General features: G+C 65.3%; 17 protein-coding genes and 1 riboswitch. Of the genes, 10 read left to right on the top strand and 7 right to left on the bottom strand.

From position 1 onward, the window contains the following. Window positions 1–250: 250 nt before the first annotated feature. Window positions 251–328, top strand: a riboswitch (Fluoride riboswitch). 52 nt (window positions 329–380) lie between these two features. The 5 genes from ACKWRH_RS11300 to clpS are packed head-to-tail and all read left to right on the top strand — an operon-like array spanning window position 381 to window position 3,163. Next, window positions 381–1,628: an MFS transporter gene (locus ACKWRH_RS11300; protein WP_445220572.1), complete on the top strand. Its 1,248-nt coding sequence runs from the start codon at window positions 381–383 to the stop codon at window positions 1,626–1,628. Next, entirely contained in the window at window positions 1,603–2,037 is a 435-nt protein-coding gene (gene crcB, locus ACKWRH_RS11295; RefSeq protein WP_445220571.1) for a fluoride efflux transporter CrcB, read from the top strand. The genes ACKWRH_RS11300 and crcB (ACKWRH_RS11295) overlap by 26 nt, the downstream gene beginning before the upstream one ends. Before the next feature lie 6 nt (window positions 2,038–2,043). Further along, window positions 2,044–2,472, top strand: a complete 429-nt coding sequence (crcB, locus tag ACKWRH_RS11290; protein ID WP_445220570.1) for a fluoride efflux transporter CrcB — start codon at window positions 2,044–2,046, stop codon at window positions 2,470–2,472. A 2-nt stretch (window positions 2,473–2,474) separates the two neighbouring features. Beyond that, window positions 2,475–2,816 (top strand): DUF190 domain-containing protein, encoded by a 342-nt coding sequence (locus tag ACKWRH_RS11285; protein ID WP_282521445.1) that lies wholly within the window; start codon window positions 2,475–2,477, stop codon window positions 2,814–2,816. Window positions 2,817–2,857: 41 nt separating this feature from the next. Next, entirely contained in the window at window positions 2,858–3,163 is a 306-nt protein-coding gene (gene clpS, locus ACKWRH_RS11280; protein WP_014497217.1) for an ATP-dependent Clp protease adapter ClpS, read from the top strand. 44 nt (window positions 3,164–3,207) lie between these two features. On the opposite strand, the gene ACKWRH_RS11275 is transcribed toward clpS, so the two are convergent. The 4 genes from ACKWRH_RS11275 to fabI all read right to left on the bottom strand — a co-directional run bounded on the left by ACKWRH_RS11275 (window position 3,208) and on the right by fabI (window position 7,079). Next, window positions 3,208–4,398: an adenylate/guanylate cyclase domain-containing protein gene (locus tag ACKWRH_RS11275; protein WP_445220569.1), complete on the bottom strand. Its 1,191-nt coding sequence runs from the start codon at window positions 4,396–4,398 to the stop codon at window positions 3,208–3,210. 75 nt (window positions 4,399–4,473) lie between these two features. Further along, window positions 4,474–5,562: a chorismate synthase gene (gene aroC / locus ACKWRH_RS11270; RefSeq protein WP_445220568.1), complete on the bottom strand. Its 1,089-nt coding sequence runs from the start codon at window positions 5,560–5,562 to the stop codon at window positions 4,474–4,476. A gap of 87 nt (window positions 5,563–5,649) precedes the next feature. After that, on the bottom strand, window positions 5,650–6,249 hold the full coding sequence (locus tag ACKWRH_RS11265) for a histidine phosphatase family protein (protein WP_445220567.1): 600 nt from the start codon (window positions 6,247–6,249) through the stop codon (window positions 5,650–5,652). A 14-nt stretch (window positions 6,250–6,263) separates the two neighbouring features. Further along, the gene (fabI, locus tag ACKWRH_RS11260; protein ID WP_445220566.1) at window positions 6,264–7,079 is read right to left on the bottom strand and encodes an enoyl-ACP reductase FabI; all 816 of its coding nucleotides are present in this window, start codon (window positions 7,077–7,079) and stop codon (window positions 6,264–6,266) included. 171 nt (window positions 7,080–7,250) lie between these two features. On the opposite strand from fabI, the gene ACKWRH_RS11255 reads away from it, so the two are divergent. Together ACKWRH_RS11255 and ACKWRH_RS11250 are read left to right on the top strand one after the other, a co-directional pair. After that, the gene (locus ACKWRH_RS11255; protein WP_014497222.1) at window positions 7,251–7,739 is read left to right on the top strand and encodes a sigma-70 family RNA polymerase sigma factor; all 489 of its coding nucleotides are present in this window, start codon (window positions 7,251–7,253) and stop codon (window positions 7,737–7,739) included. Window positions 7,740–7,845: 106 nt separating this feature from the next. Beyond that, window positions 7,846–8,616 (top strand): anti-sigma factor family protein, encoded by a 771-nt coding sequence (locus tag ACKWRH_RS11250; protein ID WP_445220565.1) that lies wholly within the window; start codon window positions 7,846–7,848, stop codon window positions 8,614–8,616. Between the two features lie 444 nt (window positions 8,617–9,060). On the opposite strand, the gene ACKWRH_RS11245 is transcribed toward ACKWRH_RS11250, so the two are convergent. Further along, the gene (locus tag ACKWRH_RS11245; RefSeq protein WP_445220564.1) at window positions 9,061–10,026 is read right to left on the bottom strand and encodes a DnaJ C-terminal domain-containing protein; all 966 of its coding nucleotides are present in this window, start codon (window positions 10,024–10,026) and stop codon (window positions 9,061–9,063) included. A 108-nt stretch (window positions 10,027–10,134) separates the two neighbouring features. Beyond that, a complete protein-coding gene (locus ACKWRH_RS11240) occupies window positions 10,135–10,542 on the bottom strand; it encodes an RT0821/Lpp0805 family surface protein (protein WP_028158074.1) in 408 nt (135 codons plus the stop codon). Between the two features lie 113 nt (window positions 10,543–10,655). Between ACKWRH_RS11240 and pdxH the strand changes: the two genes are divergently transcribed. From pdxH to ACKWRH_RS11225, 3 genes are read left to right on the top strand one after another with little or no spacing between them, the layout of a single operon-like run. After that, the gene (gene pdxH, locus ACKWRH_RS11235; RefSeq protein ID WP_354174250.1) at window positions 10,656–11,297 is read left to right on the top strand and encodes a pyridoxamine 5'-phosphate oxidase; all 642 of its coding nucleotides are present in this window, start codon (window positions 10,656–10,658) and stop codon (window positions 11,295–11,297) included. Window positions 11,298–11,322: 25 nt separating this feature from the next. Next, window positions 11,323–12,075, top strand: coding sequence for an SDR family NAD(P)-dependent oxidoreductase (locus tag ACKWRH_RS11230; RefSeq protein ID WP_282521452.1), 753 nt, complete (start codon window positions 11,323–11,325; stop codon window positions 12,073–12,075). 17 nt (window positions 12,076–12,092) lie between these two features. Further along, a complete protein-coding gene (locus ACKWRH_RS11225; protein WP_445220563.1) occupies window positions 12,093–12,863 on the top strand; it encodes a class I SAM-dependent methyltransferase in 771 nt (256 codons plus the stop codon). Between the two features lie 85 nt (window positions 12,864–12,948). On the opposite strand, the gene ACKWRH_RS11220 is transcribed toward ACKWRH_RS11225, so the two are convergent. Next, window positions 12,949–13,167: a hypothetical protein gene (locus ACKWRH_RS11220; protein WP_028148212.1), complete on the bottom strand. Its 219-nt coding sequence runs from the start codon at window positions 13,165–13,167 to the stop codon at window positions 12,949–12,951. Window positions 13,168–13,185 lie beyond the last annotated feature (18 nt).

Raw genomic sequence — 13,185 nt, 5'->3', positions numbered from 1 at the left:
CGTATGACGCGATGGTGACATGCAATCGCCTTGCCGCAAAGTCCGAAGATTGCTTGCACTTCACATTCCGGTTAGGAATTCGCGAGTTGGGAATGCACACGTCACGCAAAGCTGCCGCCGTGTTGCCGCGCTTGCGCCACGGGGACATGCGCGATCGCTCACACCATCATTCCGGGGCGTCCAGCAACATCGAGCCGAGGACAGACCTTCCCCGCCCACTTGTCCGGTGCGATTTCCATGCTAGGCTGACCATACAGATGGGGATGGAGTCCCCCGACAACCGCCCGTCGGCCTGTAACCGTAGTGGGCTGATGACTCCTGCTCGAGGAGGGGCAATCTCAAAGCCTCGGCCTTTGGCGGGAGCATGGACAAACCCGCCGATGGCGGGTTTTTTGTTGCCTGAAGGCGAAGGTCAGGGCGTGACGACGACGACACCGAATGCTGTACGTGCGGGGCTGCCCAGGGGGATCTGGGTGCTCGGCTTCGTCTCGATGCTGATGGACGTCTCCTCCGAGATGATCCACGCGCTGCTGCCGGTCTATCTCGTCACCGTGCTCGGGGCCTCCACGCTGACGGTCGGCTTCATCGAGGGCATTGCGGAGGCGACCGCCTCGATCACGAAGATCTTCTCCGGCGCATTGTCCGACTGGCTCGGCCGGCGCAAGCTCCTCGCAGCGCTCGGCTACGGGCTGGCCGCGCTGACAAAACCGCTGTTCCCGCTTGCGCCCAGCGTCGGTTGGCTGATTGCCGCGCGCTTCATCGACCGCGTCGGCAAGGGTATTCGCGGCGCACCGCGCGATGCGCTGATCGCCGATATCGCACCTGCGGGTCTGCGCGGCGCGAGCTTCGGCCTGCGGCAGTCGCTCGACACCATCGGCGCATTCGTCGGACCGCTCGTGGCGATCGGCCTGATGTGGTGGACGGCGGATAATTTTGCCCTTGTCTTCTGGGTAGCGGTGCTGCCGGCCTTCCTGTCTTTCGGCCTGATCGCATTCGCGGTGAGCGAGCCGGAGCCGGACCCAAGCCGGGAGCCCGCGAAGAATCCGCTGAACACCTCCGCCATGCGGCAGCTCGGATCCGTGTACTGGCGCGTCGTCGCGGTCGGCGTGGTGTTCACGCTCGCGCGCTTCAGCGAGGCCTTTTTGATCCTTCGCGCGCAGAACATCGGTCTCTCGGCGATGTGGGTACCGGCAGTGCTGGTGCTGATGAACGTGGCCTATGCGCTGTCGGCCTATCCGGCCGGCGTGCTGTCTGACCGGATCAACCGGACCGGCCTGCTCGCGCTCGGCCTCGTCTTCCTCGCGGCCGCCGACCTCGCGCTCGCACTGCTGCCGAGCCTCGCGGGCCTCGCACTCGGCGTCGTGCTGTGGGGGCTGCATATGGGATTGACCCAGGGCCTGCTGTCGGCCCTCGTCGCCGACGCCGCGCCGCCGAACCTGCGCGGCACCGCATTCGGCTATTTCAACCTGTTCACCGGGCTTGCCTTGCTGGCCGCAAGCGTGATCGCCGGCGCGCTGTGGGATGCCTACGGTCCGGCGGGCACGTTTTTGGCCGGGCTCGGCTTCGCGCTGGTCGCGCTCGCAGGGCTGCTCGCCGTCGGCAATGGTCTGGCAGCGGAGGACAAATGATGATGGAGGGGCGTTCGTCGTGTTGAGCGGAGTGATCGCAATCGTGGTCGGCAGCGTTCTCGGCGGCTGCGCACGCTATTTCGTCTCGGGCGCGATCGCGCGGCGGCTGGGCGAGACCTTTCCCTGGGGCACCATGACCATCAACATCACCGGCGCCTTCCTGATCGGCATTTTCGGCGCGCTGGCAACCCATCCCGGCTCGCTCTTCGCCGCGCCCAATCCATGGCTGTTCGCGGTGACCGGGTTCCTCGGCTGCTACACCACGGTGTCCTCGTTCAGCCTGCAAACGCTGACCTTGGCGCGCAACGGCGAGCCACTGCATGCGCTCGGCAATGTCGCGCTCTCGGTCGGGCTGTGCGTTGCCGCCGTCAGTTGCGGCTTTGTCCTCGCTGACGGTCTTGGGGGCTAGAAGCGGATGGCCGTTCCCTCCTCCACCGACCGCTGGCGCAGCGCGATGCTCTATGCCTGGGTTTCCTTCGGCAGCGTCCTTGGCGGCCTCGCGCGCTATTTCGTTTCCCTCGCGCTCGACACTGGCCCGGGCTTCCCCGTCGCAACGCTGTTCATCAATGCCACGGGATCGCTGATCATCGGCTTCTACGCAACGCTGACCGGCCCCGACGGCCGCGTGCTGGCGCGGCCCGAGCACCGGCAGTTCGTCATGACCGGGTTTTGCGGTGGCTACACCACCTTCTCGGCCTTCAGCCTGGAGACCTTCCGCCTGTTCCACGGCGGCATGAAATACACGGCACTCGCCTATATCGCGGCATCCGTCATCTGCTGGCTGGTGTCCGTGTGGCTCGGCCATATGATGGCAAGCCGCTACAACCGCTTGACGAGGAGCTGACCATGCAAATCCCCAATCAGGCTGTTTCGCTCCGGATCTTCATCGGCGAGAGCGACCATTTCGACGGCAAGCCGCTTTACGAAGCGATCGTCACGACGGCGCGCGAACGGCATCTCGCGGGCGCCACCGTGCTGCGCGGCCCGATGGGGTTCGGCAAGTCGAGCCGGCTGCACACCTCGAAGATCCTGCGGCTGTCGGAAGACCTGCCGCTGCTGATCGAGATCGTCGACAGCGAGGACAGCATCAACGCATTCCTGCCCATCCTGGATGGCATGATGTCGAGCGGCCTGATCACCTTGGAGAAGGTGCAGGTCCTGCAATATGGTGAGAGGGCCGCACACTGAGCACCGCGGCTGAACCGAGCCCGCCGTTTCCGGGAGGCGGAATGAACGACACCGTTACCAAGCCGAAAACCAGGACGAAGACCAAGGTCGAACGGCCCAAGCTGCACAAGGTCATCCTGATCAACGACGACTTCACGCCGCGCGAGTTCGTCACGATGATCCTCAAGGCCGAGTTTCGCATGACTGAGGATCAGGCCTACAAGGTCATGATCACCGCGCACAAGCTCGGCGCCTGCGTGGTTGCCGTGTTCACCAGGGACGTCGCCGAAACCAAGGCCACCCGCGCTACCGACGCCGGCCGCGCCAAGGGCTATCCGTTGCTGTTCACGACGGAGCCCGAGGAATAGGCTTCGTCTTGCGACGATGAAAATGATCTTGATCTCATCGCGCATCAGGCCATCACCACCGGCGTCTCTTCGGCGAGCCCGTACACGCGCTGTGCCTTCGAAAACCCCGCGATCGGAAATTCGCCGAGCTCGCGCCAGTCATGGCGGCAGGCGTTCGCGAAGCCTTCCGAGGCGACGACAGTCCGCCCCAGCCGGCCCGTGATCTTCTCCAGCCTTGCTGCGAGATTGACGGCGGGGCCGATGCAGGTGAAGTCGAGGCGATTGCCACCGCCGATATTGCCGTAGAGGATGTTGCCAACGTGGAGTGCGACGCCGAAGCGGAAGCGCTCGACGACGTCGCCCACCGGAAAGGCGAGTGCCTCGACGCTGGCGCGGGATTCGCGCGCGGCCTCCAGCACGCGCGCGCAGACATGCGCGGCATCGCCGATATATTCGTCGATCGGGAACACTGCGAGCAGGCCGTCGCCCATGAATTTCAGCACCTCGCCGCCATGGCCCCGGATCGCGGTGACCTGGCAGTCGAAATAGTGGTTGAGGATCTCGACCACGGTCTCGGCCGGCAGCCGGTCCGACAATGCGGTGAAGCCGCGCAGATCCGAGAGCCAGATCGCGGCCTGCATGGTGTCGTTGTGGCCACGGCGGATCTGGCCGCCGAGGATGCGCGCGCCGGCACGGTTGCCGACATAGGTGTCGAGCAGCATCTCGGCGGTGCGGCGCAGGCTGATGATCTCGCTGACGCGCGCGAGCGGTGTCACGATGGAGCGGATTGCCGCGATGTCGTCGTCGCTGAAGCCGCCGGGATGCCGCGTGACCCAGCTCGTCGCGTGGATCGAGCCGTCGAGATAGTGCATCGGCATCGCGAGGTAGTCGGTCACGCCTTCGGCGCGCATGTCGTCGAGGAACGGAAACCGCTTGCTGTCCGGATCGTCCATCCGTCCCCGGACCTCGAGCCCCTCCTCGAACACGATCCGGAGCGGGCTCCGGGCGAATTCGGGCGTGTCCAGGATCTCGAAATCGACGGTGCCGATCTCGACCTTCTGGCCCTGGCGCCAGATGAAGTTGCGGCCGAAGATTTCCGGATGCAGCGTGCGAATGAAGATGCCGAACCGCGACAGCGGCAGGCCGGCCGCGACCAGATGCTCGCAGACCTCGGCAATCATCTCGGAAGGGGTCCCGGACGACCTCGCACCGTCGATCAGCCAGTTGGTGATGCGCTGGATCTCGGAGTTTTGCATGTCCGCATTTGCGGACGAAGTTGTGGGGACGTCAAGCTGCGCGGTGGGCTGGTACCGCGACACGAGGACCGTGCGCTAGCGTCCAACCTGCCCGCGATCCCGAATGAAATGATCGGCGAGCACACAGGCCATCATGGCTTCGCCGACGGGGACGGCGCGGATGCCGACGCAGGGGTCGTGGCGGCCCTTGGTGAAGATCTCGGTGTCGGCGCCCTTGCGATCGACCGTCAAACGCGGCTGGAGGATCGACGAGGTCGGCTTCACCGCGAAGCGCACCACCACCGGCTGTCCGGTGGAGATGCCGCCCAGAACGCCGCCGGCATGGTTGGAGAGGAAGCGCGTGCCATCATTGCCGGTGCGCATCTCGTCGGCGTTCTCTTCGCCGGTGAGCTCGGCTGCGCCAAAGCCGGCGCCGATCTCGACGCCCTTCACGGCGTTGATGGTCATCATCGCGCCCGCCAGATCAGAATCGAGTTTTGCGTAGATCGGGGCACCCAGGCCGGCCGGCACGCCTTCGGCGACGATCTCGAGCACGGCGCCGATCGAGGAGCCACTCTTGCGGATGCCGTCGAGATAGGTCTCGAAGAACGCGGCCTTGTCCTTGTCGGGACAGAAGAACGGATTTTTCGCAATCTCGTCCCAGTCCCATTTGTCGCGGTCGATCTTATGCGGGCCGATCTGCACCAGCGCGCCGCGCACCTTGACGTCGGGCAGCACTTTTCGCGCGATCGCACCGGCGGCAACCCGCATCGCGGTCTCGCGCGCCGAGGAGCGGCCGCCGCCGCGATAGTCGCGCAGGCCGTATTTGGCCTCATAGGTGAAGTCGGCATGTCCAGGCCGAAACTTGTCCTTGATCTCGGAATAGTCCTTCGAGCGCTGGTCGGTGTTCTCGATCAGGAGCCCGATCGGGGTGCCCGTCGTCACCTGCACGCCGGTCTCCGGATGCGCCATCACGCCGGACAGGATTTTCACCTGGTCCGGCTCCTGACGCTGGGTGGTGAAGCGCGATTGACCGGGCCGGCGGCGGTCGAGATCCTGCTGGATATCGGCCTCGGTGAGCGGGATCATGGGCGGGCAGCCGTCGACCACGCAGCCGATCGCGACCCCATGGCTCTCGCCGAAGGTGGTGACGCGGAACATATGGCCGAAGGTGTTGAAGGACATCGCTGCTCGCTGGCTCGTAAGTCAGTTCTGACTTGTGGTAGCGCCCGGGAACACGGCGTTCAACCCCCGGGATGACGGCGAATTGGCTTAACTGTACTTCTCCAGCCGTCCGTCGCGAAAGACGTAGACGGCGCCCTGCTCGATATAGAGCTCGGCGGCGCTGGCCGGCGTCTCCAGGCCGAGCGAAACCATCAGGGCCCGGCAAGTCCCGCCATGGGCGACCGCGACGGTATCGGTCCGGAGCTGGTCGTACCAGGCCCGCACGCGGACCTGCACATCGGCGTAGGTCTCCCCGCCCGCGGGGCCGACCGTCCATTTGTCGGCGAGGCGCCGGGCGTAGACGTCCGGATCGGCCGCTTCGCTCTCGGCCAGCGTCAGCCCTTCCCAGCTGCCGTAGCCGATCTCGCGCAGGCGATCGTCGAGCGCGTAGTCCGCCGGCGGCAGCTCGAGCTTGCCGCGCGCGAGTTCCATGGTCTGGCGTGCACGCCCGAGCGGGCTCGACACGTAGGGTAACGCCGCCTTGTCCTTGCCGTCGCGCTTGAAGAGATCCGCCAGCACGCCGCCGGCCTGCACGGCCTGACCGCGTCCACGCGCGTTCAGCGGAACGTCCTTGGTGCCCTGAAGCCTCCCGAGCGCATTCCACTCGGTCTCACCGTGGCGAAGATAATAGATCGTGGGCACGGGCATTCCAGATTTATAAGCTAGTCCTTGCCGCCGAACGAGATGTCCGGGGCGTCCGGACGCTTCATGCCCAGCACGTGATAGCCGGAATCGACGTGATGCACCTCGCCGGTGACGCCGCGCGAGAGATCAGAGAGGAAATACAGCGCGCTGCCGCCGACGTCTTCGATCGAGACGTTGCGCCGCATCGGCGCGTTGTTCTCGTTCCACTTCAGGATATAGCGGAAGTCGCCGATGCCGGAGGCCGCGAGCGTCTTGATCGGCCCGGCCGAGATCGCGTTGACGCGGATGTTCTTCTCGCCGAGATCGGCCGCGAGATAGCGCACGCTGGCCTCCAGCGCGGCCTTCGCCACGCCCATCACGTTGTAGTGCGGCATCCACTTCTCGGCGCCGTAATAGCTGAGCGTGATGAGCGAGCCGCCATCGGTAATCAGCTTCTCGGCGCGCTGCGCCACGGCCGTGAACGAGTAGCAGGAGATCAGCATCGACTTGGAGAAATTCTCCGGCGTGGTGTCGACGTAGCGGCCGTCGAGCTGCTCGCCGTAGGCGATCGCATGCACCAGGAAGTCGATCTTGCCCCACTTCTCCTTCAGCACTGCGAAGGCGGCGTCGATGGTCGCGGCATCGGTGACGTCGCAATGGCCGAGCACGAGGCCGCCGATCTCGGCGGCGAGCGGCTCGACGCGCTTCTTGAGCGCATCGCCCTGATAGGTGAAGGCGAGCTCGGCGCCGGCTGCGTGGCATGCCTTGGCGATGCCCCAGGCGATCGAGCGGTTATTGGCAAGGCCGAGGATCACCCCGCGCTTGCCCTGCATCAGACCTGAATTCTGCGCCATTTGCTAACGTCCCGTCGAGCTCTCGTTAAGGTCTGGAGGTACACCAGCCCTCCTTCGCGGTACAGTCCTAATACGCGGCGTTAACGCTGTTTCGAGCGCCGGAATAGCCGTTCCGTTCGGGTGTTATGATGATTGAGGCGCTCGCGCCGAACACCAGGACGTCAAGACGGCATGAGTGCGTTTCGCCAGAGTGTGGAAGCCATGATCCCGGCGCTGCGCCGCTACGCCCGCGCGCTCACGCGCGATGCGGATGCGGCCGACGACCTGGTGCAGGATACGCTGGTGCGGGCGCTGCGTTCGGAGCGCCTGTTCCTCGGAGGCGATGTCAGGAGCTGGCTCTATACGATCCTGACCAACCTCAACAAGAACCGGCGGCGCTCGCTGGCAAGACGCCCGCAATTCACGCAGCTGACGGAGAACAATCCGGATGCCAGCGGGACCGAGGCCGAAGGGCGCGACATCGAGAAGGCGCTGGCGACGCTGGTCGAGGAGCAGCGCTCGGTGCTTCTGCTGGTGATGCTGGAGGGCATGAGCTACCGCGAGGTCGCCGACATCCAGGGCGTGCCGATCGGCACCGTGATGTCGCGCCTGGCGCGGGCGAGAGCCCACGTTAAAGCCTCGCTGGAAGGTGAGCGCCCGGCGCTCAAGCGGGTGAAATGATGGCGGGGTTGATGCATCGCGCAGGTCGCTTCCGCTGCATGGAGTGGGAAGCAACGCAGTTGAACCGCGTAAGATTTTTTGGGCCGCAGAGCCAGAGACGATCGATATGAACGACCACAGGATTCCAGTGACCGAGGACGAACTGCACGCCTATGTCGACGGCGAGCTGCCGGCCGAGCGCCGCGCCGACGTCGAGGCCTGGCTTGCCGCGCACCCTGAGGATGCCGAGCGCGTGCAGTCCTGGCAGACCATGGCCGAGATGCTGCACGCCCGCTATGACGGCGTCGCGCAGGAGCCGGTGCCGGCCCGGCTGGAGCTCGAGCGGCTGGAGCGCCGCCCCCGGCAATGGCTCTATAGCGCCGCGGCGGCTGTGCTGGTTGCCTTCGTCGCCGGCGGCACCGCCGGCTGGGTGGCGCATGGCGCCGCCAGCGCTCCCTCGACCTTCCAGAGCTTTACGGCGGACGCGCTCGACGCCCACCGCCTCTATGTCGTCGAGGTTCGCCACCCCGTCGAGGTCGGCGGCAACGAGCGCGACCATCTCCAGGCCTGGCTGACCAGGCGCTGCGGCTGGACCGTGTTCGCGCCGAACCTAGAGGCGAGCGGGTTGAAGCTCGTCGGCGGCCGGCTCTTGCCGGGGCCGAACGGTCCGGCGTCGTTCCTGATGTATGAGGGCGCCTCGGGCGAGCGGTACACGATCTACACCGCCAAGACCGAGACCGGCGCGACTCAGATGCGCTACGCCAAAGCCGACAAGGACGGGGCGCTGTTCTGGGCCGAGCGCGGCGTCGGCTACGTCGTCAGCGGCGGCAGCGATCGCGATCGCCTGACCAAGGTAGCGCAGGCGGTCTACGACCAGGCCGAGAAAAACGGTACCTGAGCAACCGCCTGAAGGCGGTGCCTCGATTCCGACATTGAAAATTTGGAATCAAGACATGGGCGCGTCTCATTATCGCACCGGATGCTCACGAGAAAATGAGTAGCGTTCGATCCGCCGATCGACGCGGGCGGCCTCGATTGGGGTTTTTGGTACCGCGCTGGTCCCCCTCTCGAGGCCGCACCTATTTATCGACTGCCCCGCCGGACAGCCGACACGTCGAACTTCATCGGCCGAGGGGCGCTCTCACGCTTCAGGCATATGACGAGCATCATCTGTCGAGAGATGCTCTGGATCTCTGGGAGACCCCCCTTCAGTTGCGATCTCGCCCTAAAGCGCGATGGCTCGCGCTTTAGCAATTTTCTCTGCGCATGATCTTTTCGGAAAACCGCTGAACGCCACATGAACGCCTCGCGCTCACGCGGCCCTCCGGGTCCGGATCATGCTTTAGCCAAGCCCGTTACGTGGATTGTAGGGGTGTTGGTCCCGCCACTTCTCCATTAATGCCTCAAGCTCGGCGTCGTTCCCGTCCGGTAGCATAATCCTGATGGTGACGAAGAGATCCCCGGTTCCGCCAGCTTTTGGCAATCCCTTGCCCTTGAGGCGGAAGGTCCGGCCGCTCGAGGTGTTCTTCGGGACCGACAGTTCCACGGCATTGCCAAGGGTCGGCACGCGGACCTTGCCGCCGAGCACCGCCTCGTAGAGCGTGATCGGCAGGTCGATCCTGAGATCGGCACCCTCGATCTTGAAGAACGGGTGCGGCGCGATGCTGATCGTGATCAGGAGATCGCCCGGCGGATGGCCCTGAGCGCTCTCGCCCTGCCCCCGCAACCGAATCTGCTGGCCTTCGGTGACGCCGGCCGGAATCTTGACGTTGAGCTCCTTGCCCGTCGGCAGCCGGACGCGCTTCTCGCCACCCTTGACCGATTCTTCCAGTGAGACGGACATGGCGACGTTGACGTCGAGATCGAGGCCGATCCCGCCGGTGTCGAATTCGAACTGCCCGGCGCCGCCGGCCCCGGGCCGCGCACCACGCGTCCCACCGCCGAACATGCTGTTGAGGATGTCCTCGAACGCGCCGCCGCCCTGGCCAGGGCCCGCGCCGCCACTGCGGAACGTATAGCTTTCGAACCCGCCGGGACCCGCACGGCCGCGCGGCCCGCCGCCGCCCGGAAAACCCTGGAAGCGCGGCTTGCCGTCGGCGTCGATCTCGCCGCGGTCGAACTGCTTGCGCTTGTCCTCGTCGCCGATGATCTCGTTCGCCGAATTGATCTCGGAGAAGCGCTCGGCGGCCTTGGGGTCATCCTTGTTGCTGTCGGGATGGTGCTTCTTGGCAAGCTTGCGATAGGCGCTCTTGATCGCGGCAGCGTTGGCGCTCCGCGGCACCCCCAAGACCTCATAGGGGTCGCGCATCCGTCACGTCTCCTTCAGGAAATCGAATTGTTCAAAGGGCTCCCCGCCCCATCTGCTAGTCATGTGGGAGGCGAGTGGCATTTTTGCAACTAGCCGCGGAGCCGATTCCTAGCTCCGCCACGGCTTTAGCGTATGAATCTCCCAACGGCCACGGCTGCTTTGGCAGCCGGCGCCCTGGAGCCAGCTTTCGGTGCTGCCGTTGACGTAGCTCGCGAGGAAGTCCCGGCACTTGCGGCCGTCCTCGGCGGCGTAGGACTGCGCGATCGGCGTCACCGAGCCGCGCGCTCCGGTTTCCGGATTCTCCCAGTGCTGGCTCGAATCCTTGTCGCCCTTGCTCAGCACGTCGGAGGCGGCGTTACGGGCGAAGGCAAGATCGGTGTCGGTCGGCGGCGCGTCCTTTGCCGGCCGCGCGATCGAGCCAGTCAGGTCGCTGTCGTCGGCCTTGGCGTAGGCGCTGGTGTCGTTGCGGGAAAAGCTGCAGCCGCCGGAGCCGAGCCCGATCAGAATCATAGTCATGACAAAGCCGGACGGCCGGATCGCCAATAGGCCAACGCGTCCCCATGCCCTATATAGGGCGGTAGCGGACAACAACGCGTTTTGGGCCGCGGGACGCAATTCGGACTCCAGACATGACCGACACGACCTCGATGAAACACCAGACACCCTTAACATCCGGTGATTTCACCGCCGCCGACGAGCCATTTGCGCTGTTCGAGGCCTGGCTGAACGAGGCGATCAAGAGCGAGCCGAACGATCCGAACGCCATGGCGCTCGCAACCGTCGATCCCGACGGGCTGCCAGACGTGCGCATGGTGCTGATGAAGGGCTTCGACACCGACGGTTTCGTCTTCTACAGCCACATCGCCAGTCAGAAGGGCCGCGAACTCGCCGCAAATCCTAAGGCGGCGTTACTTTTTCACTGGAAGTCACTGCGCCGTCAGGTCCGCGTCCGCGGCAACGTGACGCCGGTGACCGACGCCGAGGCCGACGCTTACTTCGCCACCCGCCCCAAGCAGGCGCAGATCGGCGCTTGGGCAAGCAAGCAGTCCGAGGCGCTAGAAAGCCGCTTCGCCTTCGAACAAGCCATCGCCAAGGTCGCGGCCAAGCACATCATCGGCGAGGTGCCGCGGCCGCCGGGCTGGAGCGGCTGGCGCATCACGCCCTCGCGTATCGAGTTCTGGCACGACCGCCCGTTCCGCCTGCACGACCGTATCGAATTTCGCCGTGACGCGGCCGGCCAGCCATGGTCCAAGACGCGGATGTATCCCTAAGCTTAGGCCGACCTGAAAGATGTCCATGCCGCATTCGTCCAATGCGCCGCGCCGCACGCTGCTCCTGACCGGAGCGAGCCGCGGCATCGGCCACGCCACCGTGATCCGCTTCTCGTCGGCGGGCTGGCGCGTCATCACCTGCTCGCGGCATCCCTTCCCCGAGGACTGTCCGTGGGACGCCGGCCCCGAGGATCATATCCAGGTCGACCTCGGCAACCCCCAGGACACCGCGCGCGCGATCACCGACATCCGCAACCGGCTGGAAGGTGGCATGCTGCATGCGCTCGTCAACAACGCCGCGATCTCGCCGAAGGGCCCGGGTGGCTCGCGGCTTGGCTCGGTCGACACCGACCTCGACACCTGGACGCACGTCTTCCACGTCAATTTCTTCGCGCCGATCATGATCGCGCGGGGATTGATCGAGGAGTTGAAGGCGGCCAGGGGCTCGGTCGTGAACGTCACCTCGATCGCGGGCTCGCGCGTGCATCCCTTTGCGGGCGCCGCCTATGCCACATCGAAAGCTGCGCTTGCATCCCTGACGCGCGAAATGGCCTCCGATTTCGGCCGCGTCGGCGTCCGCGTCAACGCGATCGCGCCGGGCGAGATCGACACCTCGATCCTGTCGCCGGGCACCGAGAAGATCGTCGACCAGCAGATCCCGATGCACCGGCTCGGCACGCCCGACGAGGTCGCCAAGATCATCTACGTGCTGTGCACGGACACCAGCTCCTACGTCAACGGCGCCGAGATCCACATCAACGGCGGCCAGCACGTGTAAGGCTAGGCAGGCGAAGCATGGGCCGGTTCGCGAGCACTGCGTCACTCTACGAGCATTTGCGGCCGCCCTACCCGAGCGAATTCTTTCACAGCGTCGCGCACAAGCTTGGTCTCACCAAACAGAGCAGCCTGATAGACCTCGGCACCGGACCCGGACTCTTGGCGCTCGGCTTCGGCCCCTATGTCGGCCGCGTTGTCGGCGTCGATGCCGAGCCCGAGATGATCGAGGCGGCGCGACGCGCCGCAGCGGGCGCAGGGCGGTATATCACGCTGATCGAAGGCAAGGCCGAAACGCTTGCTCCCGACATCGGCAGCTTCGATGTCGTGACGATCGGGCGCGCCCTGCATTGGATGGATCGCGACCTGACGCTTGCACTGCTCGACCGGCTGGTCGCGCACGACGGCGCAATTGCCATCTGCGCCTCATTCTCGGCTACCGACGGCCGCAACCCGTGGCTTGACGGCTACAATGAAGCGCGGCGCCGATGGTCACCGGCCAAGCTGTGGGAGGAGGCCGGTCGGGGCACGCGAACTCACCGCGACCTCCCAGCATTCTTTCGCGGCAGTTCGTTTCAGCCCGCTGAACTCGTCTCAATCGAGACCAGCCATCTGGTCGGCCTGCACGACTTGGCGGAACGCACGCTCACCTACTCGTCGTCATCGCCGGAAGCGCTTGGCGAAAATGCCGACGCGATGCTGCGCGATGTCGGGCAGCATCTCGCCGCCTTCAGTCGCGACGGCGCCATCGCCGAGACCGTCGTCTCGACGGCCCAGATCGTGAAGCGCTAGATGATTTTCCCGCTCGAAGGGCGGGAAGCAAGGCGATCCAGACAACGCCGCCGCAGGACCTGGATCGCCTTTACCCTTCCGTTCCTCAATCGACTCGAATCCGACGCGACCGATCGCGCAGCCGCGGAGCGGCCGTGCTGAACGCAGTCGAGCAGTCGTCGTCGTTCTCACCGTCGAGCAGCGGAGCACCACAGTGCCGGCACATGCGTGCCGACATCGACGACGCCTTGCCGCTCGCCAGGACCTGACGGTAATTCGCCAGATCGATGACGTTGCGGGGCGACGTTATGTGTTTTTCAACCATGGCTGTTCCTCGCGGCTA

The organism is Bradyrhizobium sp. Pa8 (assembly GCF_052588265.1).
Note: the sequence above shows the minus strand (reverse complement) of the source record. Positions and strands in the feature narration are given on the sequence as shown.

Bases quoted from the DNA above. Each gene is read 5' to 3' on its own strand.
- ACKWRH_RS11300 (WP_445220572.1), top strand. From the start codon at position 381: ATGGCGGGTTTTTTGTTGCCTGAAGGCGAAGGTCAGGGCGTGACGACG.
- crcB (WP_445220571.1), top strand. From the start codon at position 1,603: ATGGTCTGGCAGCGGAGGACAAATGATGATGGAGGGGCGTTCGTCGTG.
- crcB (WP_445220570.1), top strand. From the start codon at position 2,044: ATGGCCGTTCCCTCCTCCACCGACCGCTGGCGCAGCGCGATGCTCTAT.
- ACKWRH_RS11285 (WP_282521445.1), top strand. From the start codon at position 2,475: ATGCAAATCCCCAATCAGGCTGTTTCGCTCCGGATCTTCATCGGCGAG.
- clpS (WP_014497217.1), top strand. From the start codon at position 2,858: ATGAACGACACCGTTACCAAGCCGAAAACCAGGACGAAGACCAAGGTC.
- ACKWRH_RS11275 (WP_445220569.1), bottom strand. From the start codon at position 4,398: ATGCAAAACTCCGAGATCCAGCGCATCACCAACTGGCTGATCGACGGT.
- aroC (WP_445220568.1), bottom strand. From the start codon at position 5,562: ATGTCCTTCAACACCTTCGGCCATATGTTCCGCGTCACCACCTTCGGC.
- ACKWRH_RS11265 (WP_445220567.1), bottom strand. From the start codon at position 6,249: ATGCCCGTGCCCACGATCTATTATCTTCGCCACGGTGAGACCGAGTGG.
- fabI (WP_445220566.1), bottom strand. From the start codon at position 7,079: ATGGCGCAGAATTCAGGTCTGATGCAGGGCAAGCGCGGGGTGATCCTC.
- ACKWRH_RS11255 (WP_014497222.1), top strand. From the start codon at position 7,251: ATGAGTGCGTTTCGCCAGAGTGTGGAAGCCATGATCCCGGCGCTGCGC.
- ACKWRH_RS11250 (WP_445220565.1), top strand. From the start codon at position 7,846: ATGAACGACCACAGGATTCCAGTGACCGAGGACGAACTGCACGCCTAT.
- ACKWRH_RS11245 (WP_445220564.1), bottom strand. From the start codon at position 10,026: ATGCGCGACCCCTATGAGGTCTTGGGGGTGCCGCGGAGCGCCAACGCT.
- ACKWRH_RS11240 (WP_028158074.1), bottom strand. From the start codon at position 10,542: ATGACTATGATTCTGATCGGGCTCGGCTCCGGCGGCTGCAGCTTTTCC.
- pdxH (WP_354174250.1), top strand. From the start codon at position 10,656: ATGACCGACACGACCTCGATGAAACACCAGACACCCTTAACATCCGGT.
- ACKWRH_RS11230 (WP_282521452.1), top strand. From the start codon at position 11,323: ATGCCGCATTCGTCCAATGCGCCGCGCCGCACGCTGCTCCTGACCGGA.
- ACKWRH_RS11225 (WP_445220563.1), top strand. From the start codon at position 12,093: ATGGGCCGGTTCGCGAGCACTGCGTCACTCTACGAGCATTTGCGGCCG.
- ACKWRH_RS11220 (WP_028148212.1), bottom strand. From the start codon at position 13,167: ATGGTTGAAAAACACATAACGTCGCCCCGCAACGTCATCGATCTGGCG.